Origin of the sequence: Pseudomonas sp. NFX183 (assembly GCF_047943075.1) — a bacterium.
Lineage (GTDB): Bacteria > Pseudomonadota > Gammaproteobacteria > Pseudomonadales > Pseudomonadaceae > Aquipseudomonas.
The window spans coordinates 5,682,278-5,706,895 of the sequence record NZ_CP181333.1 but is presented as its reverse complement, the minus strand read 5'-3'; the positions used below and the strand labels follow the sequence as shown (position 1 = coordinate 5,706,895).

General features: G+C 62.2%; 22 protein-coding genes. 9 read left to right on the top strand and 13 right to left on the bottom strand.

Features of this window, described 5'->3' with window-relative positions; genetic code table 11:
- Positions 1-146 precede the first annotated feature (146 nt).
- Genes ACM530_RS26630 through ACM530_RS26620 form a run of 3 tightly spaced genes read right to left on the bottom strand, consistent with a single transcriptional unit; the run spans position 147 to position 2,841 of the window.
- Positions 147-899 carry an Asp/Glu racemase gene (locus ACM530_RS26630; RefSeq protein WP_145165612.1) on the bottom strand — a complete coding sequence of 251 codons (753 nt, stop codon included), beginning with the start codon at positions 897-899 and terminating at the stop codon, positions 147-149.
- Positions 900-913: 14 nt separating this feature from the next.
- Positions 914-1,711, bottom strand: a complete 798-nt coding sequence (locus ACM530_RS26625; RefSeq protein WP_416363582.1) for an alpha/beta fold hydrolase — start codon at positions 1,709-1,711, stop codon at positions 914-916.
- Positions 1,708-2,841, bottom strand: a complete 1,134-nt coding sequence (locus tag ACM530_RS26620; protein ID WP_242197067.1) for an FAD-dependent monooxygenase — start codon at positions 2,839-2,841, stop codon at positions 1,708-1,710. The genes ACM530_RS26625 and ACM530_RS26620 overlap by 4 nt, the downstream gene beginning before the upstream one ends.
- 306 nt (positions 2,842-3,147) lie before the next feature.
- On the opposite strand from ACM530_RS26620, the gene ACM530_RS26615 reads away from it, so the two are divergent.
- The 4 genes from ACM530_RS26615 to ACM530_RS26600 all read left to right on the top strand — a co-directional run bounded on the left by ACM530_RS26615 (position 3,148) and on the right by ACM530_RS26600 (position 9,095).
- Entirely contained in the window at positions 3,148-4,200 is a 1,053-nt protein-coding gene (locus ACM530_RS26615; RefSeq protein ID WP_416363581.1) for a 2,5-dihydroxypyridine 5,6-dioxygenase, read from the top strand.
- Between the two features lie 125 nt (positions 4,201-4,325).
- Positions 4,326-4,760 carry a MarR family winged helix-turn-helix transcriptional regulator gene (locus tag ACM530_RS26610; protein WP_315975600.1) on the top strand — a complete coding sequence of 145 codons (435 nt, stop codon included), beginning with the start codon at positions 4,326-4,328 and terminating at the stop codon, positions 4,758-4,760.
- Positions 4,761-5,079: 319 nt separating this feature from the next.
- Positions 5,080-5,571, top strand: a complete 492-nt coding sequence (locus ACM530_RS26605; RefSeq protein WP_242197058.1) for a (2Fe-2S)-binding protein — start codon at positions 5,080-5,082, stop codon at positions 5,569-5,571.
- Positions 5,568-9,095, top strand: a complete 3,528-nt coding sequence (locus ACM530_RS26600) for a molybdopterin cofactor-binding domain-containing protein (protein WP_416363580.1) — start codon at positions 5,568-5,570, stop codon at positions 9,093-9,095. The genes ACM530_RS26605 and ACM530_RS26600 overlap by 4 nt, the downstream gene beginning before the upstream one ends.
- Before the next feature lie 123 nt (positions 9,096-9,218).
- On the opposite strand, the gene ACM530_RS26595 is transcribed toward ACM530_RS26600, so the two are convergent.
- Entirely contained in the window at positions 9,219-9,866 is a 648-nt protein-coding gene (locus ACM530_RS26595; RefSeq protein ID WP_262206458.1) for a TetR/AcrR family transcriptional regulator, read from the bottom strand.
- 159 nt (positions 9,867-10,025) lie between these two features.
- On the opposite strand from ACM530_RS26595, the gene ggt reads away from it, so the two are divergent.
- Positions 10,026-11,750 carry a gamma-glutamyltransferase gene (ggt, locus tag ACM530_RS26590; protein WP_416363579.1) on the top strand — a complete coding sequence of 575 codons (1,725 nt, stop codon included), beginning with the start codon at positions 10,026-10,028 and terminating at the stop codon, positions 11,748-11,750.
- Here the strand turns inward: ggt and ACM530_RS26585 are convergent.
- Positions 11,744-11,905, bottom strand: coding sequence for a hypothetical protein (locus tag ACM530_RS26585; RefSeq protein ID WP_262206460.1), 162 nt, complete (start codon positions 11,903-11,905; stop codon positions 11,744-11,746). The two genes, ggt and ACM530_RS26585, sit on opposite strands and share 7 nt — an antisense overlap.
- A 197-nt stretch (positions 11,906-12,102) precedes the next feature.
- Between ACM530_RS26585 and xth the strand changes: the two genes are divergently transcribed.
- Positions 12,103-12,897 carry an exodeoxyribonuclease III gene (gene xth / locus ACM530_RS26580; RefSeq protein WP_416363578.1) on the top strand — a complete coding sequence of 265 codons (795 nt, stop codon included), beginning with the start codon at positions 12,103-12,105 and terminating at the stop codon, positions 12,895-12,897.
- Here xth and ACM530_RS26575 read toward each other — a convergent pair.
- From ACM530_RS26575 to ACM530_RS26560, 4 genes are all read right to left on the bottom strand, one after another.
- Complete coding sequence (locus tag ACM530_RS26575) at positions 12,894-14,402, bottom strand: FAD-dependent oxidoreductase (RefSeq protein ID WP_416363577.1); 1,509 nt, start codon at positions 14,400-14,402, stop codon at positions 12,894-12,896. The two genes, xth and ACM530_RS26575, sit on opposite strands and share 4 nt — an antisense overlap.
- 82 nt (positions 14,403-14,484) lie before the next feature.
- Positions 14,485-15,006: an AAA family ATPase gene (locus ACM530_RS26570; protein WP_145161200.1), complete on the bottom strand. Its 522-nt coding sequence runs from the start codon at positions 15,004-15,006 to the stop codon at positions 14,485-14,487.
- The gene (pnuC, locus tag ACM530_RS26565; RefSeq protein WP_262206463.1) at positions 15,003-15,566 is read right to left on the bottom strand and encodes a nicotinamide riboside transporter PnuC; all 564 of its coding nucleotides are present in this window, start codon (positions 15,564-15,566) and stop codon (positions 15,003-15,005) included. The genes ACM530_RS26570 and pnuC overlap by 4 nt, the downstream gene beginning before the upstream one ends.
- An 830-nt stretch (positions 15,567-16,396) precedes the next feature.
- The gene (locus tag ACM530_RS26560; protein WP_416363576.1) at positions 16,397-18,031 is read right to left on the bottom strand and encodes a methyl-accepting chemotaxis protein; all 1,635 of its coding nucleotides are present in this window, start codon (positions 18,029-18,031) and stop codon (positions 16,397-16,399) included.
- Between the two features lie 229 nt (positions 18,032-18,260).
- On the opposite strand from ACM530_RS26560, the gene ACM530_RS26555 reads away from it, so the two are divergent.
- Positions 18,261-19,091 carry an undecaprenyl-diphosphate phosphatase gene (locus ACM530_RS26555; RefSeq protein ID WP_416363575.1) on the top strand — a complete coding sequence of 277 codons (831 nt, stop codon included), beginning with the start codon at positions 18,261-18,263 and terminating at the stop codon, positions 19,089-19,091.
- Positions 19,088-19,471, top strand: coding sequence for a DUF1294 domain-containing protein (locus ACM530_RS26550; protein WP_416363574.1), 384 nt, complete (start codon positions 19,088-19,090; stop codon positions 19,469-19,471). The genes ACM530_RS26555 and ACM530_RS26550 overlap by 4 nt, the downstream gene beginning before the upstream one ends.
- Here the strand turns inward: ACM530_RS26550 and ACM530_RS26545 are convergent.
- The 3 genes from ACM530_RS26545 to ACM530_RS26535 all read right to left on the bottom strand — a co-directional run bounded on the left by ACM530_RS26545 (position 19,460) and on the right by ACM530_RS26535 (position 22,213).
- Complete coding sequence (locus ACM530_RS26545) at positions 19,460-19,816, bottom strand: MmcQ/YjbR family DNA-binding protein (protein WP_145160428.1); 357 nt, start codon at positions 19,814-19,816, stop codon at positions 19,460-19,462. The genes ACM530_RS26550 and ACM530_RS26545 overlap by 12 nt on opposite strands.
- Complete coding sequence (locus ACM530_RS26540) at positions 19,813-20,721, bottom strand: LysR substrate-binding domain-containing protein (protein ID WP_416363573.1); 909 nt, start codon at positions 20,719-20,721, stop codon at positions 19,813-19,815. The genes ACM530_RS26545 and ACM530_RS26540 overlap by 4 nt, the downstream gene beginning before the upstream one ends.
- A gap of 112 nt (positions 20,722-20,833) precedes the next feature.
- Positions 20,834-22,213 carry an NAD-dependent succinate-semialdehyde dehydrogenase gene (locus tag ACM530_RS26535; RefSeq protein WP_416363572.1) on the bottom strand — a complete coding sequence of 460 codons (1,380 nt, stop codon included), beginning with the start codon at positions 22,211-22,213 and terminating at the stop codon, positions 20,834-20,836.
- Positions 22,214-22,371: 158 nt separating this feature from the next.
- On the opposite strand from ACM530_RS26535, the gene ACM530_RS26530 reads away from it, so the two are divergent.
- Positions 22,372-23,298 carry an AraC family transcriptional regulator N-terminal domain-containing protein gene (locus tag ACM530_RS26530; RefSeq protein WP_416363571.1) on the top strand — a complete coding sequence of 309 codons (927 nt, stop codon included), beginning with the start codon at positions 22,372-22,374 and terminating at the stop codon, positions 23,296-23,298.
- Here the strand turns inward: ACM530_RS26530 and ACM530_RS26525 are convergent.
- On the bottom strand, positions 23,264-24,454 hold the full coding sequence (locus ACM530_RS26525) for an MFS transporter (protein WP_416363570.1): 1,191 nt from the start codon (positions 24,452-24,454) through the stop codon (positions 23,264-23,266). The genes ACM530_RS26530 and ACM530_RS26525 overlap by 35 nt on opposite strands.
- Positions 24,455-24,618 lie beyond the last annotated feature (164 nt).

The following is a 24,618-nucleotide window of genomic DNA, read 5'->3' as shown; positions in this document are numbered from 1 at the left end:
TGGGCTGCGAAGCGGCCCCAAAACCTGCCTGCGGTTTGCCTGACGAATCCCATTGCCTGGACGAGGGGCCGCTTCGCGCCCCAACGCGGGACAAGCCCGCTCGCCACGACAAGCCCGCTCGCCACAGGACGCCCGCTCGCGGTGAGTCAATAAGCGCCGGAGAGCAGGGCGCCGGCACCGGGCACGATTGGCTCCAAATCCAGCGCCTTGAGCATCGCGTAAGTAGTGGCGATGGCAGCGGTGAGCACCGGTTTGCCGGTTTGTGCCTCGACCTTGGCGACCACTGGCAACGACTGCATCTGCACGCAGGCCGAGAGCACGATCACATCGACGCCTTCCAGGTTCATGCCCGCGACGATGGCCGGCAGGTTGGCCGGGTCGTGGCGCGCAACTTGGAGGTTGTCGGGGATTTCCAGCGCCCGCCAGTCCACCACCTCAAAGCCTTCTTCGCGGATGTAATTCACCACCAGTTCGGTCAGCGGCTTCATGTACGGCGCGACGATGGCGATGCGTTTGGCACCCATGACGTTGAGGCCTTCGATCAGTGCGCCGGCGCTGGTGATCACCGGGGCATTGGCGTCGTTATCGGCAGTGGCTTGGCGCAGGCGCTGCTCGGATTTGCGGTGATAACCCAAGCCCATGGCCATGATCGCCACCAGGCAGGCATAACCCAGCACATCCACCTTGGCGTCCGACAGCTCGATGGCGCAGCGGTCGGACTCGCCGTCCATTGCCGCCAGTTCTTCCTTGCGCACCTGCTTCATGCGCATGCGGCTGGAGTGGAAGGTAAAACGCTCCGGGCGGATCGCCTGGCGCGCGTTGAGCATCGCCGGGATCTCGGTTTCCATGGTGGTGTTGGAACTCGGCACGATCTGGCCGATGCGGTAAGGCTTGTGCATGGTGGTCTCCGTTCTTAGTGGGTGAGGAAATCGCCGAGCGCGTCGAAGAAGCCCTCGAGGTCATCCCACGGAATCATGTGCCCGGCGTTGGGTACGCGAACGACCTGAATGGCCGGTTGCAGGTCCTGGATTTCGGCGATGTCTTCATCGAGGATCACGCCGCCGCGCCCGGCCACCATCAACAGGGCAGGGGCCTTGAGGTGGGGCAGGTCCTGATGGAAGTCCACCGTGTGAAAGTCATTGAAGGCGCGCACGATGGCAGGCTCAAAGCAGGTGTGCAGCCATTCGGCGCGCAGTTGCAGTTGCTCGGGTGTCCAGGTGGCGCAGAAGGCGCGCATGGCCTGTGCATCCATCCCAACCAGGGATTGGCGGATCGAATCGACGTACCACGGCAATTTGCTCGGGTATTCACGACGACCGGGGCCGGACACTGGTGGGTCGATCAGCACCACACGGTTTACGCCTTGCGGATGCTTGACCGCACTGCGCACGGCAAAGCGCGCGCCCATGGAGTGGCCGACCAGGTGGTAACGGTCCAGATTCAGTGCATCGGCGAATGCACCAATGTCATCGCTGCAGGTGTCGGCGCTGTAGTCCAGCTCGGGTCCGGTGAACGACAAGCCGCGCCCGCGTACATCCAGCACGTACGTGTCGAACTGTGCGCCAAGGCGTTCGGCCACAAACCCCCAGGTAATCGCCGGGCTGGTGATGCCCGGAATCAAAATCAGCGCCGGGCCGTTGCCGCCGTAGCGCAGGTAGTGCTGGCGAATGCCGTTGGCCTGGACGTTGCCGCCATAGAGAAAGGTGCTCACGCGGCCACCCCCGATTTCAGTGGCTGCGCGTACAGGTCATAGCCGTACACCCAATCCGGGTCTTCCTGGGTGCGCAACCACGTGTTGGCGTTGGACACCGCCTGCACGCGGGAGGCGCGTTCCTTGCGGTTGGCTTCGTAGAGCTGGAACGCGGTGCGGTAGTCGCTGATGCCGGTTTCCTGCAGGCAACGGGTGAGCATGGCGGCGTCTTCGATGGCCATGCCGGCGCCCTGGGCCATGTGCGGCTTCATTGGGTGGCAGGCGTCACCGAGCAGCACCAGGCGACCTCGGCTCCACAGCGGCAGCGGGTTGCGATTGCGCAGCGGCCATTTGGTCACGCTTTCGGTGGACTCGATCAGGGCCTGCACGGTGGGGTGGTAGCCCTTGAACGCTTCGAACATCTCTTCGCGGCTGCTGTCCACGAATGCGCCCTGAAAGTCCCATTCAGCATGCGGCACGCCAGTGACGTAGTAGTACTCGTCGCGTTTGCCGGTGGTGTAATACACCATCATGTGGCGGTCTTCGGTCCACCACTTGATGCAGTCTTCGAACGTAAGGTCGTACTTGGCCAACTGGTCGCCACGGATCAATGCGCGGTGCGCGACCCAGCCGCTGTACAGCGGTTTTTCCACGCCGAGCAGTTCTTCACGAATTTTCGAGTTGATGCCGTCGGCGCCGATCACGATGTCGGCATAGGTCACTTCGCCATCGGCGAAGGTCAGGCGCACTTGGGTGTCGGTTTCTTCGAGGGTTTCCAGGCGCTTGTTGAAATGCAGGGTGCCGGGCTTGAGGGTGGACATCTGCAGGGCGTGCAGGTCGCCGCGGTGCACGGTGACATACGAGGCGCCGTAGCCGGTGAGCGGGATGCGCGAGAGGTAGTCGCCGGTTTCGCCGCAACGGCTGAACCAATGCTCTGGGTGCGAGCCCATCAGGTCCAGCTGCTGTTCGATGCCCATGCGGCGGAAGATTTTCATGATGTTGGGGCCCATGTGGATCCCCGCGCCCAACCGGGAAAACTCCGGCGCCTGCTCGTAGACGTCCACGTCAAAACCGGCCTGCTGCAACAGGGTAGCTGCGGCGGCGCCGCCCAGGCCGGCACCGACGATGGCGATTTTTTGTGTGCTTCCCATGGGGCGTGATCCTCTGTTTTTTGATTGTCGGCGGCATTTGTCCGCAAGGTTTTTAAAGTGTATACGCTCATTTTTTAAAATGGGAAGCCCGCTTCTGCAAATTTATTTTTTGGCCTAGCTGAACCTGTGTAATGCGATATTCCCAATAATTGCTGGGTTTGTTTCGATAGGTAACGTTTTGGCGCGCCGCTTGCAGTCCGCTTTCAATTCAGGTCTTATCGTTATTAATTGGCGTATACGCTATAAAAGTGCATTAGAGTGAAGCGCGGTGCTTGAACTTGGTGCAGCCCCACAGGAGACAGGAAAATGCCGGTAAGCGATTGCGAACTGACCCAGATGTTTGAACACGTGCTGAAGCTGTCGAAGGTCGACCCGACCCAGAGCGTTGCCGTGCTCAAGAGTCATTACTCCGACGCACGCACCGTGCGCGCGGCGATGGAGGCGGCGCAGCGCCTGGGGGCCAAGGTGTATGCGGTGGAGCTGCCGTCGTTCAATCACCCGCGGGCAATGGGCAATGACATGACCGCCTACTGCGGCGACACCGCGCTCACCGGCAACATCGCCGCCCAGCGTGCGCTGGAAGCCGCCGACCTGGTGGTTGACACGATGATGCTGCTGCATTCGCCGGAACAGGAGCAGATCCTCAAGACCGGCACGCGCATCCTGCTGGCCGTGGAACCGCCGCAAGTGCTGGCGCGCATGCTGCCCACCGAAGAAGACAAGGTGCGTGTGCTGGCGGCCGAGCAATTACTGAAAAAGGCGCGTTCGATTCACGTCAAATCCCGCGCCGGCAGTGATTTCCGCGCTGCCTTGGGGCAGTACCCGGCGGTGACCGAATACGGTTTTGCCGATGAGCCTGGGCGCTGGGACCACTGGCCCAGCGGCTTCCTGTTCTCCTGGCCCAACGAGGAAACCGCCGAGGGCGTGCTGGTGCTGGACGTCGGTGACATCCTCCTGCCATTCAAGACCTACACCCGCGAGAAGATCACGCTGGAAATCGAGAAGGGCTTTATCACCAGTATCCACGGTGGTTTCGAGGCCGAGTACCTGCGTGATTACATGAAGTACTTCAACGATCCGGAGGTGTACGGCATCTCCCACATTGGCTGGGGCTTGCAGCCAAAAGCGCAGTGGACCGCCATGGGTTTGCATGACAAGAACGATGGCATGTGCATGGACGCGCGGGCGTTCTATGGCAACTTCCTGTTCTCCACCGGGCCGAATACCGAAGTGGGCGGCACGCGCAAGACGCCGTGCCACATGGACATTCCGCTGCGTCATTGCGATGTGTACCTGGATGACGAGGCGGTGGTTATCGCCGGTGACGTAGTCGCCCCAGCAGCCTCTCTGGCCCGCTGAAGATCCTAATGTGGGAGCGGGCCCGCTCCCACAGTTCTAACCGTGTTTCCTCAATGAGAAACTTGAGTCGATCCGGTAAGCCAGCCATCATGCCTCCCCATCGCCAATCACCCACCGAGCCCGCCGTGCCTGATTCCTACGTTTTCTCTGAACAAGTTGGCCACCTGCTGCGCAAGGCCTACCAGCGCCACCTGGCGATCTTTCAGCAGAATGTCGGCGACTCCCAGCTCACCGCCGTGCAGTTCGTCACCTTGTGTGCACTGCGCGATCAGGGTGCAAGTTCCCTCACCGAACTGGTCAAGGCCACGGCCGTTGACCAGGCGACCATTCGCGGCATTGTCGAGCGGCTCAAGGCCAAGGAACTGATCACGCTGGAGCCGGACCCGCAAGACAAGCGCAAGGTGGTGGTGGACCTGTCTGCCGCAGGCGCCGACCTGGTCGCGCAAACCGCGCCGCGCGCCGCGCAGATCAGCGAACTGACCCTGAGCAACCTCAACCCGGCGGAACGGGTGGCGGTGTTGTTCCTGCTGCGCAAAATGATCGACGACCCGCAGGAATAGTGGGCTTGTTGTGGCGAGCGGGCTTGCCCCGCGTTGGGCTGCGCAGCAGCCCCCAAACCCGCCATGAGCTTTACCTGAATAACCCCATCGCCTGGACGAGGGGCCGCTTCGCGCCCCAACGCGGGGCAAGCCCGCTCGCCACAACCACCATAAACCTGCATACGTCAGGATAATCCCAACCCCTTGGCATCGTTTTTGCTCGGTGTTGATGTAGTAGCCACTTCACGATTCAAGTGTGTCGCGAGACCCCAGGTCCGCGATGCTTTTTTTTGACTGTTTCGTGTAGTGGCTACTTCACCAACTGACACAGGCGAAGCGAATGATCAGTCCCTCCATCACGGTTGCCCTTGAGGTCAATGGCCACACCCGCGAAGTCAGCGCCATGGCGGACACGCCGCTGTTGCTGGTGCTGCGCAATGACCTGGCACTCAACGGCCCCAAGTACGGCTGCGGCCTGGGCGAGTGCGGCGCCTGCACGGTGATCATCGACGGTGTTGCGGCACGTTCATGCGTGTTCCCGCTGGCGGGCGCGGCAGGGCGTGAAATCGTCACCCTCGAAGGCCTCGGCACACGCCAGGCGCCGCACCCGGTGCAGCAAGCGTTTATCGACGAGCAAGCCGCGCAATGCGGCTACTGCCTCAACGGCATGATCATGACGGCCAAGGCCTTGCTCGACCGCAATCCCAACCCCAGCGAAGCCCAGATCCGCAACGAACTCTCGGGCAACCTCTGCCGCTGCGGCACCCATATCGAAATCCTGCGCGCCGTATTGCGTGCTGCTCACCTCTTGACCGTGGATGGCCGACCATGACCGATAGCCCACTTTCCCGTGACCAGTGGCTGACCAAGACGGGCGTCTTGTTGATCGTCGACGATGTACTGCCGCCCTCCGGCCCGGTGGCCAAGGGCGGCACGCCGACCGTGAAACCCAAAGAGCTGGGGCTGTTTATCGCGGTCAACGATGACGGCCTGGTTTATGCGTTTAACGGCCATGTGGACCTGGGCACCGGCATTCGCACCTCGCTGGCGCAGATCGTCGCCGAAGAACTCGACCTGACGATGGACCAGGTCACCATGGTGCTGGGCGACACCGAGCGCGTGCCGAACCAGGGCGCGACGATTGCCAGCGCGACCTTGCAGATTTCGGCGATCCCGCTGCGCAACGCTGCCGCCGAAGCACGACGTTTTTTGCTGGCGCGGGCGGCGGGGCGCTGGGGCGTGAGCACCGCCAGCCTCAAGGTCGAAGCGGGCGTCATCCAGGCGGCAGACGGGCGCGCCACCACTTACGGCGAGTTGGTCAGCGGCCAGCATGACCAGTTACGCATCAGCGGCGATGCGCCCTTGAAAGCCATCGAGAATTACCGCTTGGTGGGCAAGGGCGCCGCGCGTGTGGATATTCCCGGCAAGGCCACGGGCGAGCTGACCTACGTGCACGACATGCGCGTGCCGGGCATGCTGCACGGCCGCGTCGTGCGCCCGCCGTATGCCGGTCTGGACTGCGGGGATTTTGTCGGCAATAGCCTGCTGAGTGTGGATGAGGCGTCCATCGCACATATCCCCGGCATTGTTGCGGTGGTGGTGATCCGCGATTTTGTGGGCGTGGTCGCGTTGCGCGAAGAGCAGGCGATCAAGGCCGCCCATGAGTTGCAGGTGCAGTGGAAGCCCTGGAATAACGCCTTGCCGGACATGAGCGATGTCGAGCAGGCGATCCGTGACAACCCGCGGGTACGCCGCACGGTGCTCGATCAGGGCGATGTCGATACAGCCCTGGCGGGCGCCAGCCAGCGGATGCCGCGCAGTTACCTGTGGCCCTATCAAATGCACGGCTCAATCGGCCCGTCGTGCGCCGTGGCCGACTATCAGGCCGCGGGCAGTCGCGTGTGGTCGGGCAGCCAGAACCCGCATTTGCTGCGCGCCGACCTGGCCTGGTTGCTGGACTGTGATGAAGCGCTGATCGACGTGATTCGCCTGGAAGCCGCCGGTTGCTATGGGCGCAACTGCGCCGATGACGTCTGCGCCGACGCGTTGCTGTTGTCGCGCGCGGTGGACAAACCGGTGCGCGTGCAACTGACCCGCGAGCAGGAACACCTGTGGGAGCCCAAGGGCACGGCGCAGTTGATGGACGTGGACGGCGGCCTCAACGCCGACGGCAGCATTGCCGCGTACGATTTTGAAACCAGCTACCCCTCCAATGGCGCGCCGACCCTGGCGCTGTTGCTGACCGGCCGCGTCGAGCCCGTGGCGGCGATGTTCGAAATGGGCGACCGCACCTCGATCCCGCCGTATCACATCGAAAACATGCGGGTGACCATCAACGACATGGCGCCCATCGTGCGCGCCTCATGGATGCGCGGCGTGTCGGCATTGCCCAATACCTTTGCCCACGAATCCTATATCGACGAGCTGGCATTTGCCGCCGGTGTCGATCCGGTGGAGTACCGCCTGCGCTACCTCAAGGACGAGCGCGCCATCGACCTGGTCAAATCCACCGCCGAACGCGCCAACTGGTCACCGCGCACCGCGCCCATGCAAACCGCCAACGACGACCATCTGTTGCGGGGCCGTGGGTTTGCTTACGCGCGCTACATCCACAGTAAATTCCCCGGTTTTGGCGCGGCGTGGGCCGCCTGGGTGGCGGATGTGGCCGTCGACAAACACACCGGCGACGTGTCGGTGACGCGGGTGGTGATCGGCCACGACTCGGGGATGATGATCAACCCGGCGGGTGTGCAGCATCAGATCCACGGCAATGTGATCCAGTCCACCAGCCGCGTGTTGAAGGAGCGGGTGACCTTTAAGGAATCGACGGTGGCCAGCAAGGAGTGGGGCGGTTACCCGATCCTGACCTTCCCTGAAGTGCCGCAGATCGACGTGCTGATGATGCCGCGCCAGGACCAGCCGCCGATGGGCGCCGGTGAGTCGGCCTCGGTGCCCAGCGCGGCGGCGATTGCCAATGCGATCTATGACGCCACCGGCATTCGTTTTCGTGAGTTGCCGATCACCCCCGAGCGGGTGTTGGCAGCGCTGAATGCCGGCACCCTCGGCGAGCCTGCCACGTCGCCACAGAAACGCAAAAAATGGTGGTTCGGCGCGCTGTTTGCGACGCTGGGCGCCGTGATGGCCACGGCCTGGCCGTTTCACGGCGCGATCGCACCGATCGCCCCGCCCAGCGCCGGCACGTGGTCCAAGGCCACCCTGGAGCGCGGGCGTTTGCTGGCGGCGGTGGGCGATTGCGCGGTGTGCCATACGGCACCGGGCGGCGCGACCAATGCCGGTGGGTTGGCGATGGAGACGCCCTTCGGCACCCTGTACAGCAGCAATATCACCCCGGATGTGAACACCGGCATCGGTGCCTGGTCGTACCCGGCATTCGAGCGGGCGATGCGTGAGGGCATTGGCCGTGACGGGCGCAATTTGTACCCGGCGTTTCCCTATACGGCGTTTCGCAATATCAATGAGGCGGACATGCAGGCGCTGTATGCCTACCTGATGTCGCAAGCGCCAGTGAGCCAAGCGCCGACGCCGAATGCCATGCGCTTTCCGTTCAATATCCGGCCGTTGATGGCGGGGTGGAATGCGCTGAATCTACGGCGCGGTGAAATCACGCTGCAACCGGAGCGCGGCGAGCAATGGAATCGCGGCAATTATCTGGTCAATGGTCTGGGGCACTGTGCGGCGTGCCATTCGCCGCGCAACCTGATGGGCGCCGAGAAGGGCGGCAACGCCTTCCTGGCCGGCGGCAACGTCGATGGCTGGGAGGCGCCGGCACTGAACGGTGTGTCCAAAGCACCGACGCCATGGACCGAAGATCAATTGTTCACCTACCTCAGCACCGGCTATTCCGACGCCCATGGCGTGGCGGCGGGCCCGATGGGGCCGGTGGTGAGTGAGTTGGCGAAGTTGCCCAAGGCCGACATTCGCGCGATGGCGGTGTACCTGGCGTCGCTCAAGGGCGAGGCGACGGCTGAGGCGCAAACCGTGGCGGCAGCGACGGTGCCCAATCCCAATGGCCGGCGTGTGTTTGAAGGGTCGTGCAAGGCCTGTCACGCCGATGGCCTGGGGCCAAAGCTGTTTGGGGTCAGCCCGTCACTGGCGACCAATACCAATGTGCACAGTGATCAACCGGACAATTTGATCAAGGTGATTCTGCAAGGGATCAGCAACCCGGCGACCCAGGATCTGGGGTACATGCCGGGGTTCAAGGACAGTTTGTCGAATACGCAGGTGGCGGATTTGGTCGCCTATTTGCGTGGGCAATTTGCGCCGAATGCGCCGCAGTGGAAGGGGTTGGAGCAGAAGGTGGCGCGTTTGCGGGCTAACCCGGGCACTCATTGACACAATGCGGTCAAAACTGTGGGAGCTGGCTTGCCTGCGATAGCGGTGTGTCTGCACCGAAAATACTACCTGACACATCGCCATCGCAGGCAAGCCAGCTCCCACAGGGATTAGAGCCGGTTTCTACAGTGAGCTTGGGGAGACGCCCCTCAGCACCAAATCAGTGATAAACCCCAGCCAATCCTGCTGCTGCCCCTTATCCGCCAGGTCTTCACCCAGAAACGAACTGAGGGTATGGCGGTTGGAGTTATAGAAGTAGCAAAGCGAAGCGATCATCAAGTACACGTGCTTGAGGTCGATGTCCTGGCGAAACACACCCTGGGCCTGGCCGGCCTCAATGATCGGTTTCAACACGCCAACCGCTTCGCCCGACAATCGGCGCATCTCCCCGGACTGTTGAGCGTGTTTGCCTTGGTGCAGATTCTCGATGCTCAGAATCGCCACAAACTCGGGGTGCTTGACGTAGTAATTCCAGATAAACGCCACCAGGTCCTGCAGCGCCTGCACGGGCGCCTCCAGGTTGAGCTTGAGTTTGCTTTCGGCCTGGTTGAACTGCTCGTAGATGTGTTCCAGCACGCAGATGAACAGGTGTTCCTTGCTGCCGAAATAGTAATAAAGCATGCGGTCGTTGGAGTCGGCTTCCTTGGAAATGGTGTCGACGCGCCCGCCGGAATAACCGTCGCGGGTGAACACCTTGACCGCCGCCTGCAAGATGCGCGCGCGTGTCTGGTCGGCCTGCTGAGCCCGAATACCGGTCTTCTTGATCACCATCTCAACGCGCCTTGCAGCCAGTCTGGGCGCGAAATATAGCATGGGCTTTTTCGCGGCCGTTCTGTGACCGACAAGTTCTGTAATAAAAACGCCATTGCGCTGGGGATTGGATCCGAGTCGGGCTATTTTGGTGCGTCCCAATAACTAGAGTAGCCATGGATGAAATACCAACCCTTCAGCCGCACCTTAATCGCCACCGCTCTGGTGCTGACGGTCAGCGGTGTGCACGCCGCTTCCCAGGCCCCGGTGGGCGGTGAAAACGGCATGGTAGTCACCGCCCAGCATTTGGCCACTCATGTAGGGGTGGATGTGCTCAAGGCTGGCGGCAACGCAGTCGATGCGGCCGTGGCCGTGGGCTATGCGCTGGCGGTGGTGTACCCGGCGGCGGGTAACCTCGGTGGCGGCGGCTTCATGACCGTGCAACTGGCGGATGGGCGCAAGACCTTCCTCGACTTCCGCGAAAAAGCCCCCCTGGCGGCCACCGCCGACATGTACCTGGACAAAGACGGCAAGGTCGTCGAAGGCCTCAGCGCCAAGGGCCACTTGGCGGTCGGCGTGCCCGGCACCGTGTCCGGCATGGAAACCGCGCTGAGCAAGTACGGCACTCTAAAGCGCGCCCAAGTGATTGCCCCGGCGATCAAGCTGGCGGAAAACGGCTTCGAACTGGAGCAGGGCGATGTCGACTTGCTGCACACCGCCACCGGCGAGTTCGAGAAGGACAAAGACCTGCGCGGGATCTTCCTGCACAACGGCCAACCGCTGCAGGTTGGCCAGAAACTGGTGCAGAAAGACCTGGCCAAGACCCTCAAGGAAATCTCCGCCAAGGGCACCGACGGCTTCTATAAAGGTTGGGTCGCCAAGGCCCTGGTGGATTCCAGCCAGGCCGGCAAGGGCATCATCACCCAGGCCGACCTCGACAAGTACAAGACCCGCGAACTGGCGCCCATCGAGTGCGATTACCGTGGCTACCACGTGGTCTCGGCACCGCCACCGAGCTCGGGCGGCGTGGTGATCTGCCAGATCATGAACATTCTCGAAGGCTACCCGATGGCCGACCTTGGCTATCACTCGGCCCAAGGCCTCCACTACCAGATCGAAGCGATGCGCCACGCCTACGTGGACCGTAACAGCTACCTCGGCGACCCGGACTTCGTGAAGAACCCGATTGCCCACCTGCTGGACAAGGACTACGCCGCCAAGCTGCGCGCTGCCATCGAACCGCAGAAGGCCGGGGATTCCCAGGCGATCAAGCCGGGCGTGTCGCCGCATGAAGGCAACAACACCACGCACTATTCCATCGTCGACAAGTGGGGCAACGCGGTGTCGGTGACCTACACCCTCAACGACTGGTTCGGTGCCGGTGTGATGGCGAGCAAGACCGGGGTGATCCTCAACGATGAAATGGACGACTTCACCGTCAAGGTCGGCGTGCCGAACATGTACGGCCTGGTCCAGGGCGAAGCCAACGCCATCGCACCCGGCAAGGCGCCGCTGTCGTCGATGAGCCCGACCATCGTGACCAAGGACGGCAAGGCCGTGATGGTGGTCGGTACGCCAGGGGGCAGCCGGATTATCACCGCGACCTTGCTGACCATCCTGAATGTCATCGACTACAAGATGAACATCCAGGAAGCCGTCGATGCGCCGCGTTTCCATCAACAGTGGATGCCTGAGACCACCAACCTCGAGACCTTCGCGGTGAGCCCCGACACGCAGAAAATCCTCGAGAGTTGGGGCCACAAGTTTGCCGGGCCTCAGGATGCCAACCACCTGGCCGCAATCCTGGTGGGCGCGCCGTCCCTGGGTGGCAAGCCGGTGGGCAACAACCGTTTCTACGGGGCCAACGACCCGCGCCGCAATACCGGCCTGTCCCTGGGCTACTGAGGCGTGAGGTGGTGATGCAGGTGGGCCAGGGACAGCGCCAGGCTGTCATGGGATAACTGGGTGGCGGCGCCTTCGGCGCTGTCTCTGGCGGCCGGCATCACACGCTCGAACATGTGGTTTTCATAGGCCTGCACTGCTGCCGAGCAGTCGAGCATGGCGCAGCAGCTGCTTGATCACCCTAACCGACGCGGTGCGTGAATGCATGCGTGCCGCTGCAGGGCTTCAGCGCTGAGGAAGAGGCGACGCTGCTGGCGTTATTGCTGCGCGTGAATGCCAACCTGGAGCGTGGTTTGGATTGAACATCCGCGCGGCTTTCAGGCTCTATCCCAAGAGCCCTGAAAGGACCGGACCGATGAAAGCGCTGAAAATCGCCACCTTCAATATCAACGGCATCCGTGCCCGTCTGCCCAACCTGCTGCAATGGCTTGAGCGCGAGCAGCCGGATATCGTCTGCCTGCAAGAGCTCAAGGCGCCGCAAAGCCTGTTTCCCTATACCGACTTCGAAGCGGCCGGCTACGGTGCGATTTGCCTGGGCCAGGCCTCGTGGAACGGCGTGGCCATTTTGGCGCGCGATGCCCAGCCGCTGGAGAGCCGGCGCGGTTTGCCGGGCGATGACAGCGACACGCAAAGCCGTTACCTGGAGGCTGCGGTGCATGGCGTATTGGTCGGCTGCCTGTATCTGCCCAATGGCAACCCGCAGCCAGGGCCTAAATTCGACTACAAGCTGGCCTGGTTCGAACGGCTGATCGCCTATGCCCAGGCGCTGCAAGCCAGCGAACATCCGGTGCTGCTGGCCGGGGATTTCAACGTGGTGCCCACCGACGTGGACATCTACAACCCGCGCTCCTGGCTCAAGGACGCTTTGCTGCAACCCGAAAGCCGCGCGTGTTATCAGCGTCTGCTGGAGCAGGGTTGGACCGATTCGCTGCGTCATCTGTACCCCGAAGAGCGCGTCTACACCTTCTGGGATTACTTCCGTCAGCACTGGCAGACCAACTCCGGGCTGCGTATCGATCACCTGCTGCTCAATCCCGCGCTCAAGCCTTACCTCAAAGATGCCGGCGTGGACGCCTGGGTGCGCAACGAGCCGCACGCCAGCGACCATGCGCCGACGTGGATTCAATTGAGCACCCGCAAAAAGCGCTAACCGGCGCGAATAATGGCCAAGGCCTCGGCCTTGCCCAAGGGGTGCTGCATGCGTTGTGACAGGCGCGCCATGGCTTGCTGATGTTCGCAGGCAATCACGGCTTCCACGTGATCATCCCGGCACAGCAAGGCAATGAAGTCGTGACGATTCACCTCACCCTCTACGTGCAGGCGATTCCAGTGCTGCGGGTGGCCGAGCACTTCAAAGGTTTTGCCGAAGTGGTAGGTCCAGAAGAAAGGCACGTCGGCGTAGACCTGCGTATCGCCGAGCATATTGCGCGCGGCCAGCACGGCCAGCTGCTGGGCCACGCGCCAGTGCTCGATGCGTGTTGGCTGCTGACGCCAGTCAAAGGTCACGTTGTCGCCGGCCGCCCATAACCCGGGCGCCACCTGTAAATGAGTGTCTGCGTTCAGCGACTGGTCCTCGGCTTTGTCTACGCCGTGGATAAAGCCGGTGGCGGGTGTGACGCCAACGCCGATCACGACCAGGTCTGCCGCCAGGCGCTTGCCGTTTTTAAGCAGCACGGTACTCACTGCGCCGTGACCGTCGAAGCGTTCGGGCTCGGTGTTGCAGTGGAAGATCACGCCATTGTCTTCGTGCAATTGGCGAATGGCCGCACCGATACGCTTGCCCAATTGCGCGGCGAGAGGAATGTCATGGCGGCTGACCACCTGCACCACCAGGCCACGTTGGCGCAAGGCGGACGCGGCTTCCAGACCGATAAAGCTGTCGCCGACAATCACCGCGCACGCTGCCGATTGAGCTGCTTCGTTGATACGCGCCGCATCCTCGCGGCTGCGCAGCACAAACACTTGGCTCAATACCGCGCCGGGGATGTCCAGCAGTTGCGCTTCGCCCCCGGTGGCGACCAGTGCCGCGTCATAGTCAAAGTGACGACCGTCGGCGAGTTCGATGCGTTTGGCGTTGGCGTCCAGGCGCTGAACTTCGCCGTGAATGCCGATGGGCTGCTTATCCAGCAGTGGCGGCGTGTCTTCGGGCGTCATCTGGCCTGCGATCACGAATTTGCTCAGGGCGGTGCGGTCGTAGGCGGGAGCCTGTTCACGGTCGATCCACAGCAATCGCCCGCTGAAGCCTTGCTGATGCAACGTCGCCACGGCGGCAGTGCCTGCCGCGCCAGCGCCGATGACCGCAAAGCAGCGTTGTTCATCCCGCGCCGGCGCGGCTTCGGCTGCCATGGGCTCGTCGCCAACACTGACCACGCCATCGTGCACCTGCACCGGGTATTGCTTGAGCCCGACCAGCGCCGGAGGTTCGATCACGGCGCCGCTGTCCACGGCAAACGCGGCTTTGTGCCAGGGGCAAATGATCCGCCCGTTACAGATCACACCTTCCTCCAGCGGTGCGCCGGCGTGCGGGCACTCGGCCTGGAAGGCGCGCACCCGATCGCCGACACGCACCAGCAGGACAGGATGCTTTGCCGCGGTGACGCGAACGCCACGGTTTTCCGGCAAGTTAATCAGGCGGGCAACAATGCGCATGTTCATAGGCCAATCTCCTTTAGAAGATTGACTGGCGCCGAAGGAAATGGACTGCGTTGACCCGATGGTCGGTAATCAGGACTGGGCCTTACGCCAGCAGCTGCGCCACCGCTTCAAATGCCTTGGCACGCCGCGCTTGCCAATGGCCGCCAATGATTACGGCGGGCTGCTGGTGCTGTTCGATCCACGCCAGGCTGGCCTGGAAAAACGCCCGACGATCAGCCAGTTCCGGTTGGCAGCGCTGGCCGTCGGCGGTCCATTCCACGTCCTCGGGGGACAGCAACAGGTGCAGGTCGTAATGCCGGGCCAGGAGTTCGTCGTCCAGCCAGGCGGGGTAGTCGCCGAACAGCGTCTGGCTCCACAGTTTGTTGGTCAACAGGTGAGTATCGAGCACCAGCAGGTTGGGCTGTTCGGCGCGGGCCGCGTCTTCCCAGGCCAGTTGGCCGCGGGCAATCGCCGGAATGTCCGCCAGGGTGGTGTCGCGTTGATGATGGTCGATGAAATACCGCACGTATTCGCCAACCATCAGCCCGCCAAAGTGTGCATGCAGTTCAGCCGCCAGCCAGCTTTTACCGCTGGATTCGGGGCCTGCCAGTACCACCACTTTCATGCGTGCAACGCCGGATCGCTGCGCCATTCACGCCAGCCTTGCACGGCGATCGCGGTGAACAGGGCGTAAAGCGCGGCGGTGAGGTACAGGCCTTTGTAGAGGAACAGGCCGACGAAGATCACGTCCACGGCGATCCACAGCGGCCAGCATTGCACGCGTTTTTGCGCCATCCACATTTGCGCCACCAGGCTGAAGCCAGTGAGGGCGGCGTCGAGCCACGGCTGGGCGGCGTCGGTCCAGTGGGCCATGGCCGCGCCGAGCAGCAAGCTGAAGACGGCGCCGATGGCCAGGCTGCTCATGATCGCGGGTACGCCGAGGCTGCTGACCTGGCGGCCTTGCTTGACCTCGCCGGCGCGGGTCCACTGCCACCAGCCGTAAAGTTGCAGGGCGGCGTAGACCACTTGCAGGAGCATGTCGGAATAGAGTTTTACGTCGAAGAACACCCAGGTGTAGAGCAACACCATGACCAGGCCTATAGGCCAGCACCAAGGGTTTTGTTTGACCGTCAGCCAGACAGCGATCACCCCCAGGGCGGCGGCGAACAATTCAAGCCCGGACATGGCGGTTCCTTGGGAGAGTGGGAGAGGGCGGTAATTGTAACCAGAGGTGAGGAATGTTTAAACGTGGATGTGGAGACATACACATCGCTGCGGTCATGGCGGCTGGCGTGGTTTAACGGGGCGTGTGAGATCAGCGTTAAAGGCAGAGCATGGCGTGAGTGGCAGAGGTAAAAGCTGAGTAACACCCCTTCAACCTGAAGCACCGAGAACCAACTGTGGGAGCGGGCTTGCTCGCGAAGGCGGTGTGTCAGTGACATATGAGCTGACCCACCGCCTTCGCGAGCAAGCCCGCTCCCACAAGTTGACCGAGTTCAGCCGCCAGCCCCGCACTGCTTGGCTTTTCTGTGGGAGCTGGCTTGCCTGCGATGCAGACAACTCGGTCCAGCAGGTACACCGGGTTGATGCCATCGCAGGCAAGCCAGCTCCCACATTTGAATGGGTTCAGCTTCAAGGATCAGGTCGGCTGTCAGGCCGCCTCGCTTCCGCTTTTGATCTAACCACTCAGGTCGGCTACCAGGCCGCCGTGCTTTTGATCTTGATCTTAGGCGCCCCGTTAAACCACGCTGGCCGAACGCAGGTAGTACGGAGCGGGTAAACCGGCAGGACGCCGGTTTAGCCGCGACGGGGCAGGGACGCCCCGTCGCGGCGGCCCGCGGAGTAATGCCTGCGTGAGGGCACACCGAGCCTAGGCGAGGTGCCGAGTGGTGGGGCAAGAGCGTTTTGGTTACTTTTGCGCTTTTCAAAAGTGACCCGCCGTAAGTGCGGAACCAAAAGCCACCATCACCCAAACAACGGATATGTACACCCCGCTCTAACCCCCCCAAAAAAAGCTAAACCTTGAACTGCCGCAGCAACCCGCCCAACTCCTCACTCAACCCACGCAAATGCGCACTCGCCACGCTGGATTGCTCCGCCGCCAGCGCAGTGCTGTGCGACAACCCGGCCGCCTGCGTGACGTTCTGGTTGATATCCTCCACCACATGCGCCTGTTGCAAGGTCGCGCTGGCAATCGAGGCATTCAGCCCGTTGAGGTTACGCAACGCCTGGCCAATGGCGGTAAGACTCGCACGGGCCTGCCCAGCCTGTTCAATCGTCAGCTGCGAAGCGCTATGGCTGTCACTGATCACCTTGACCGCCGCTTCCGAGTGCCCCTGCAGACGCTCAATCATCACTTGGATTTCAGCAGTGGATTTTTGCGTACGCTGAGCCAGCAAGCGCACTTCATCGGCGACCACTGCAAACCCACGGCCCTGTTCCCCGGCACGCGCGGCCTCAATGGCCGCGTTAAGCGCCAGCAGGTTGGTCTGGTCAGCGATGGAGCGGATCACTTCCAGCACACCACCAATCTGCGTGCTCTCGCTGGACAAGGTGCGAATCACCTCCACGGCCTGGCTGATGGTGCCGGAGAGCTGGTCGATCTGCTGCAAACTACCGTCGATATTCACTTGGCCCTGCTGCGCCTGGGCCTGTGCATCGCGCATCTCACTGGCCGCGTGTTCGGCGTTTTTCGCCACGTCCTGCACGCCATAAGTCACTTCATTGATCGCCGTCGCCACCAATTCCATCTGCTGCGACTGCTGCTGGCTGCGGTCATGCGCCTGGCTGGCGTTGTTGCCCAGTTCCGTGGACGACTGGCCCAACGCGTTGGCGCACACCTGCAACTGGCCGACCACCTGGCGCAGCTTGGCGGTAAAGCTATTGAAGTGCCGAGACAACTGGGTGACTTCGTCGCGCCCGTGGGTGTCGAGGCTGCGCGTCAGGTCGCTTTCGCCACTGGCGATATTGGCCATGGCGTTTACCGCCGCCTGCAACGGCGTCACGATGCTGCGCGCAATCAAGGTGACCAACACGGCCATCAGCAGGGCGATGCCCAGGCCAATCAGCGAGGCCTTCCACACTTGGCCTGTGAACTCGGCCTGCACATCATCCACGTACACGCCGGAGCCGATAATCCAGCCCCAGGGTTCGAACAGCTGGATGTACGAGGTTTTTTCCACGGGCGCTTCGGCGCCGGGTTTGGGCCAGCGATAGTTGACGATGCCGGCGCCCTTGGCCTTGGCCAGGATCACGAATTCGTTGAACACCGCAAAACCGTCCGGGTCGCGGATCGCCGAGAGGTTCTGGCCATCCAGCTTGGGGTTGGCCGCGTGCATGATCATCACGGGCGTCAGGTCGTTGATCCAGAAGTAATCGTCGTGGTCGTAGCGCAGGCCACGCACCGCGCTCAGGGCCTGCTGCTGTGCGGCTTCACGGCTGAGCACGCCGGTTTTCTCAAGGTTCTGGTAATAGGCCAGCACCCCGCTGGCGGTCTGCACCACGTGCTGGGTCTGCTGGCGTTTGGCCTGGTAAAGGTCGCCGTGGATCTGCTTGAGCATCAACAGCCCCAACGTCAGCAGCATCAACACGGCGACTATCAGGATCAGCCAGAGGCGGCGGCTGATCGACATGCTGCGCAAACTGTTCATCGTCCTGTCACTCCATGCTTTTTATAATTGTGGGCGCCGCATCGACATTTCCGGCTTGTCTGATAGGCTTTCGGCCTGTAATTGAAAAACCTGAGTACTCCCTGATTTTTCACGAAATTTTTGCAGGCCGATGTTGAAAATCAGCAGCGGAACTTGAGTGCGCTTGTCGTCAGTGAACTATTAAAAAGACAGTCAAGGCATGCCGACAGGCATGACCTTTGGGGGATACATGGATTTTTGGACCGCCATACAGGCAGTGATTCTTGGCGTGGTGGAGGGGCTGACAGAGTTCCTGCCCATATCCAGCACCGGGCACCAGATCATCGTCGCCGACTTGATCGGCTTCGGCGGCGAACGCTTTGATGCGTTCAACATCATTATTCAATTGGGCGCGATCCTGGCGGTGGTCTGGGAGTTTCGGCGCAAGATCCTCGACGTGGTCATCGGCTTGCCGACCCAGCCCAGTGCCCGGCGTTTCACGGCTAACCTGATCATCGCGGTGGTGCCGGCCATCGTGCTGGGGGTGATTTTTGCCGACCTGATCAAGCATTACCTGTTCAACCCGATCACCGTGGCCACCGCCCTGGTCGTGGGTGGCGTGATCATGTTGTGGGCCGAGCGCCGCGACCATGCGGTGCATGCTGACACCGTGGACCAGATCACGTGGAAAGACGCGCTCAAGGTCGGCCTGGCCCAGTGCCTGGCGATGATTCCCGGCACCTCACGCTCCGGCGCCACCATCATTGGCGGCCTGTTGTTCGGCCTGTCACGCAAGACCGCCACCGAGTTTTCGTTTTTCCTGGCGATGCCAACCATGGTCGGCGCGGCCCTGTATTCGGGCTACAAGTACCGTCACTTGTTCCAGCCCGATGACCTGCCGGTGTTTGTCATCGGGTTCGTCACCTCGTTCATCTTTGCGATGATCGCGGTCAAGGCCTTGCTCAAGTTCATCGCCAGCCACAGCTATGCGGCGTTTGCCTGGTATCGCATCGCGTTCGGCGTGCTGATTCTGGCGACCTGGCAGTTCGGCTGGATCGACTGGTCGGCGGTCAAGCCATGAGCATTCAGCATCCGCGCCTCAAGGCGCTGCTCTTTGTGCTGTTGTGCGCCGCGCCGCTGCTGGGGGCGGCGCTGGTGTGGCATCGCGGTGAAACAGTGATCCCGCTGACCGCCTATGGCGTGGTCAGCGTGGTAGCGTTTTTTCTCTACTGGGGTGACAAGCGCAAGGCTCAGACAGCAGGCCCGCGCGTTCGCGAAAACATCCTGCACGCCGTGGAACTGGCCGGCGGATGGCCCGGGGCGTTAATCGCCCAGCAGGTGTTCCGGCACAAGACGCGCAAAGTGTCGTACCAGGTACTGTTCTGGGTCATCGTGTTGCTGCACGAGGTGTTCTGGCTCGACCAGTTATTCCTGGGCGGCACGCTGCTTTCAATCTTCTAGCAACAGCCCGATCTGCGTGCGCTTGGGCAGTTTGCTCACCACCAACTGGTGAGAACGCTGCAACAGGCCACGCAGTTCCTCGGCGCCCAGCGGGTAGGGCGTGTTCATGATGATCCACTGTGCCCGCGCCAGATAAGGCGCCGGATGAATGCCGGGGCGGTCGACGTGGCCGAGGAACAGGTCCTTGTCGACCTTGAACGCCAGCGATTCGCCCCGCAGGTTCTGCACGGCGAACATCTTGTTGCCAGCAATCGAGAACACCCGCACGCCGCCCCATTTGTAGTCTTCCCGCGCGCCGGGCAGGCTCAGGCAGAAGGCGGCGACGTGTGCTTCAGTCATTTTCATAGCAAGCGGTCTCCGCAGTCCTTGAAGGCTTCTTCCAGGTAGTCGATCCAGGCACGAATGGCCGGCAGCACGCCACGGCGATGCGGGTAAACCGCCTGCAACCAGCCGCCCGGTGACGACCAATGCGGCAGCAGCTGCACCAATTGGCCGCTGGCCAATTCCTCTTCGCAGTACATCATCGGCAACACCGTGAAGCCCAGGCCCTTGAGGGCACAGGCCTTGCGCACGATGAAGTCGTCGATGCCCAGGCGGGCTTCCAGCGCGAGGTCCTGGGCGTTGCCTTGCGGGTCGATCAGGCGCAGGTGGACCAGGCGGTCGGCCTCCAGGGCGCCGAGCACCGGTAGCTGTTTGAGGTCTTCGAGGCTGTCGATGTGCCGACCCTGGATGAATTCAGGGCTGGCCACCAGCAGGGTCTGGGCCTGGCGCAGGCGCTTGGTCACCAGCAGCGGGTCTTCATCGCCCGACTCGCGCACGCGCAGGGCCACGTCGATGCCTTCAGCCACCAGGTCGACACGGCGGTTCACCAGCGTCATCTCCAGCTGTACCAGCGGGTGGGCGGCGAGAAAACCGGCAACCATGCCCGGCATCATGTGCTGGGCCATGCCCACCGGGCAGCTTACCCGCAGGCGCCCGCGCGGTTCGCTGGACATACTGGCCACGGCCTCGTCGGCCATTTCCGCTTCCAGCAGCATGGCCTGGCAATGGCGCAAATAACGCTCGCCGACCGCAGTGAGGGTCAATTGGCGGGTGGTGCGCTGCAACAGGCGCGCGCCGAGGCGTCCTTCCAGCTCGGCAATACGCCGTGACAGCCGTGACTTGGGAATCCCCAGTAGCCGGCCGGCCGCCGCAAAGCCGCCGGCCTCGACGACTTTGGCGAAATAGTAGAGGTCGTTGAGGTCTTGCATGGTCAACCTATTGTCCTGTCAGTGGGACGAACTATCCGCGTCTGGCGAGGGCAAATCCACTACAAAAAAAGCGAGCGCCGTGTGGCTGCTCGCGTTGGACGTGATTAAGCGCTTAGAACTGCGCGCCCGCCATCAGCACATACTTCACATGCACGTACTCTTCGATCCCGTAGTAGCTGCCCTCACGGCCATAGCCGGATTGCTTGATGCCGCCAAAGGGAACCGACGCGGTGCCGACCGAACCCGAATTGAGGATGACCATCCCCGCCTCCAGTTGGCGCGACAGCCGCAACGAACGCCCCAGCGCGCTGGTGTAGGCATACGCCACCAGGCCAAACTCGGTCTGGTTGGCGCGCGCGATGACTTCCTCTTCATCCTTGAATGAGTAGATGGCGAACACCGGCCCGAAGATTTCCTCAGTGGCCAGCGGTGAGTCGTCGCGCAAACCGGTCACCACGGTGGGTTCGTAGAACAACCCGCCCCTGGCGTGGGGCTTGCCACCCATCAGCACGTTGGCGCCGGCGGCTTTGGCGTCTTCCACCAGGCGCACGACTTTGTCAAAACCCAGTTGATTGACCAGCGGCCCGACCACAAAGTCTTCGCGCAGGCCTTGATCGACATCGATTTTGGCAACGGCCGCCTGCACGCGTTGGACGAAGTCCTCGAGGATGCTGTGCTGCACAAAAATCCGGTTCGGCGAGATGCACACCTGGCCGCTGTTGCGCAGTTTGGCGCTGACCAGGCCCTTGACGGCCTCATCCAGGTTGGCGTCCTGAAACACGATAAACGGCGCGTTGCCGCCCAGTTCCAGGGTCATTTTCTTGAGGGTGGCCGCGCATTGCGCCGCAAGCAATTTGCCGACAGCGGTGGAGCCGGTAAAGGTGATTTTGCGAATGCGCGGGTCGGCGGTGAAGATCAGGCCGATCTCCTTGGGATCGCCGACCACCACTTCCAGCACGCCGGGTTCGATACCGGCCTTGCGCGCGTATTCCAGCAGCTTGAAGGCGGTGAGCGGCGTGTCTTCGGCAGGCTTGATGACCATGGTGCAACCCGCCGCCAAGGCTGTGGCGACTTTGCGCGTGATCATCATGAACGGGAAGTTCCACGGGGTGATCGCCGCAACAGGGCCGACCGCTTCCTTGGTCACCACCACGTTGGCGTTGCGGTCGTGGGTGGGCTGGGTGTCGCCATACACGCGCTTGGCTTCTTCGGCGTACCACTCGATAAAACCCAGGCCGTAATCGATTTCGCCACGGGCTTCGGTGAGGCACTTGCCGTTTTCGCGGCACAGCAGTTCGGCGAAGGCTTCCTTGTCGGCCTTAACGGCGTCGTGCCAGCGGCGCAGGATCTCGCTGCGCTCTTTGGCGAGCTTGGAAGACCATTCCGGGAAAGCCGCGCAGGTACGCTCGACCGCCGCTTTGACTTCAGCCGAGGTGTTCCTGGCAACGCGGCCGATTTCTTCACCGGTGGCGGGGTTGTAGACGATTAGCATGAGGGCATCTCCGAGGGCTGAACGTGTTGTTTCAGGCTACGGAAACGGGCGGTTTGAGCGAATATCCAAACCAATCTGCTGATTGCCTATTCCTATGAGTACATAGCCACGGCGACGATTGCACAGTAACGTGCGGTTTTCGCCAGGAGCCTTGCACCATGGGCCGTACCCAACGAATCATCGAACTGATGGGCACCCTGGCGCCTGTCGAAGGCTATAACCTGACCGCGTTAGATGACGTGCGCTTTTTGCGTTCCAACCGGCCTTTGCATCGGGTTCCGGTGCTCTACGATCCCGGCATTGTGATTGTCTGCCAGGGGTGCAAGCGCGGCTTTCTGGGGGAAGACATTTACCTGTATGACGCGCAGCATTACCTGGTGGTCTCGGTGCCTGTGCCGTTCACCATGGAAACCGAGGCCAGTGAAGAAGAGCCCATGCTGGCGGTGTACCTGCGGCTGGATTTTACCCTCGCCGCCGAATGGATGGTGGCGCTGGATGACTTCCCTGACCTGGTTGAGGCCAAGCCCCGCGGCATGTATTCATCGCCCATGGATGAGCCGCTCAGCGAGTCGTTGCTGCTTTTTCTCGAAGTGATGCGTGTGCCGATGGACGCGCAGCTCCTCGGCCCGTCGCTGGTGCGCGAAATCTACTACCGCATCCTCACGGGCGCGCAGGGCGGCTCGATGCGCGCCGCGCTCAACCAGCAGGGCCAGTTCGGCAAGGTCGCGCGGGCGATCCGCAAGATTCACGGCTGCTACCACCAGCACCTGGACGTGGAGACCCTGGCGGCGGAAGCCAGGATGAGTGTGCCGAGTTTTCACGCGCACTTTCGCACGGTCACGGACACCTCACCGATGCAATACCTCAAGTCCACGCGCCTGCACCAGGCGCGCTTATTGATGTTGCGCAACGACATCACCGCCGCCACGGCGTGTGCCAGGGTCGGCTATGAAAGCGCCTCGCAGTTCAGCCGCGAGTTCAAACGCTTTTTCGGGCGCACGCCGCAGGCAGAGATCCAGTGGATGAAGCGCACCTATGCATTGCCGGCGCCTACGTCGGCGTCGATTTATGTGTCGTCCCACTGAACAGGGTCATCAGCAAGGCCAGCCCGGCAAAGGCCGCGCCGGTGAGGGCCTGTCCCTGCCAGCCGTAGTGCTGCGAGGCGAAAGCGCCCGCCGCCGAACCCAGGGCGCCGCCGATAAAATAGACCACCATGAACACGGTGTTCAGGCGGCTGGTGGCTGAGGGTTCCAGCGCCAATACGCGGGTCTGGTTGGCCAGTTGGTTGGTCCGGTTACCCAGGTCAAGGAAGGTTGCCGCAATCAGGATGGGCCACCACCAGCCGCTCAGCCCAAGGCTGTAGATCAGGATAAACGCCACCAGCACCGTGGTGATGCCGGCGCGTTCGAGCAAGCGCCCATGGCGCCGGGTTTGCTGGCCAATGGTCGAGGCGCAGAGGATGCCGACGATGGCCGACAGCCCCACAAGGCCTGCCTGGGCGCTCGTAAAGCCATACGGCGGCAAGGCCAGCAAGGCGGCCATCGAGCCCCAGAACACATTCAATGCACCGAATACCAGGGCGCCCTTGAGCGCCGATTGGCGCAGGGTCGGGTATTGCCTGGCCAGGCCCCACAGGGATTTGAGCAAGGCGCCATACGCGAGTTTGCTGGTGGAGATCGACACCGGCATGCGCGTCAGGATTGCCATAAACAGCAGCACATCCAGCGCCGCGGCCACCGCAAACATGCCGCGCCAGCCCAGCCAGCCGCTGATCACGCCGCTGACGGTCCTGGCCAGCAAGCCACCGGCCGACAAGCCGCTGACCATAAGGCCCAGCACCGCGCCTTTCTGTTCGAGGGTACTGAGGTCGGAAGCGGCGGGAATGATCACCTGCGCGCTGATACCCGACAGCCCCAGCAGCCCGCTCGCCACCAGCAGCCAGGTGTAAGACGGCGCCGTGGCCGAGGCCAGCAGGCTGATGAAGTTCAGACACAGCACGGCCAGGATCAATGTGCGTCGGCTGATCCGGTCGCCCAGCGGTACGAACAGCAGCAGGCCGCAGGCATAGCCCAGTTGCGTGAGCATCGCGATCTGCCCGACGTGCGCGGTGGACACCGCAAAGGTATTGGCGATCAGCGGCAGCATGGCCTGGTTGTAGTAAATCGTGGCGACCGAAAACCCGCAGCAGATGGCGAGGATCAGGGTCAGGCTCTTGGTCAGGACGGGAGAGGGTGGGTGCATGGCGTGGCCGGTGGCTGTCGGATCTGCCGGCGAGAATGAAGCGAAGCGCGGGCGAAATCCAGTGCGTCAGCGCTTCAGGCAATAACCTTGTCGGATTGAATATTGGCGGTGAAAGGATTGTCCTGCTGGCAGGACGAACAATCGCATTTAAGCTGGCTAATCGT

Coding starts and splice junctions, on each gene's coding strand:
- ACM530_RS26530 (WP_416363571.1), top strand. CDS start 22,372: ATGGGCCGTACCCAACGAATCATCGAACTGATGGGCACCCTGGCGCCT.
- ACM530_RS26525 (WP_416363570.1), bottom strand. CDS start 24,454: ATGCACCCACCCTCTCCCGTCCTGACCAAGAGCCTGACCCTGATCCTC.
- xth (WP_416363578.1), top strand. CDS start 12,103: ATGAAAGCGCTGAAAATCGCCACCTTCAATATCAACGGCATCCGTGCC.
- ACM530_RS26615 (WP_416363581.1), top strand. CDS start 3,148: ATGCCGGTAAGCGATTGCGAACTGACCCAGATGTTTGAACACGTGCTG.
- ACM530_RS26585 (WP_262206460.1), bottom strand. CDS start 11,905: ATGCTCGACTGCTCGGCAGCAGTGCAGGCCTATGAAAACCACATGTTC.
- ACM530_RS26545 (WP_145160428.1), bottom strand. CDS start 19,816: ATGAAAATGACTGAAGCACACGTCGCCGCCTTCTGCCTGAGCCTGCCC.
- ACM530_RS26575 (WP_416363577.1), bottom strand. CDS start 14,402: ATGAACATGCGCATTGTTGCCCGCCTGATTAACTTGCCGGAAAACCGT.
- ACM530_RS26570 (WP_145161200.1), bottom strand. CDS start 15,006: ATGAAAGTGGTGGTACTGGCAGGCCCCGAATCCAGCGGTAAAAGCTGG.
- ACM530_RS26560 (WP_416363576.1), bottom strand. CDS start 18,031: ATGAACAGTTTGCGCAGCATGTCGATCAGCCGCCGCCTCTGGCTGATC.
- ACM530_RS26595 (WP_262206458.1), bottom strand. CDS start 9,866: ATGGTGATCAAGAAGACCGGTATTCGGGCTCAGCAGGCCGACCAGACA.
- ACM530_RS26535 (WP_416363572.1), bottom strand. CDS start 22,213: ATGCTAATCGTCTACAACCCCGCCACCGGTGAAGAAATCGGCCGCGTT.
- ACM530_RS26620 (WP_242197067.1), bottom strand. CDS start 2,841: ATGGGAAGCACACAAAAAATCGCCATCGTCGGTGCCGGCCTGGGCGGC.
- ACM530_RS26630 (WP_145165612.1), bottom strand. CDS start 899: ATGCACAAGCCTTACCGCATCGGCCAGATCGTGCCGAGTTCCAACACC.
- ACM530_RS26605 (WP_242197058.1), top strand. CDS start 5,080: ATGATCAGTCCCTCCATCACGGTTGCCCTTGAGGTCAATGGCCACACC.
- ACM530_RS26550 (WP_416363574.1), top strand. CDS start 19,088: ATGAGCATTCAGCATCCGCGCCTCAAGGCGCTGCTCTTTGTGCTGTTG.
- ACM530_RS26600 (WP_416363580.1), top strand. CDS start 5,568: ATGACCGATAGCCCACTTTCCCGTGACCAGTGGCTGACCAAGACGGGC.
- ACM530_RS26555 (WP_416363575.1), top strand. CDS start 18,261: ATGGATTTTTGGACCGCCATACAGGCAGTGATTCTTGGCGTGGTGGAG.
- ACM530_RS26540 (WP_416363573.1), bottom strand. CDS start 20,721: ATGCAAGACCTCAACGACCTCTACTATTTCGCCAAAGTCGTCGAGGCC.
- pnuC (WP_262206463.1), bottom strand. CDS start 15,566: ATGTCCGGGCTTGAATTGTTCGCCGCCGCCCTGGGGGTGATCGCTGTC.
- ggt (WP_416363579.1), top strand. CDS start 10,026: ATGAAATACCAACCCTTCAGCCGCACCTTAATCGCCACCGCTCTGGTG.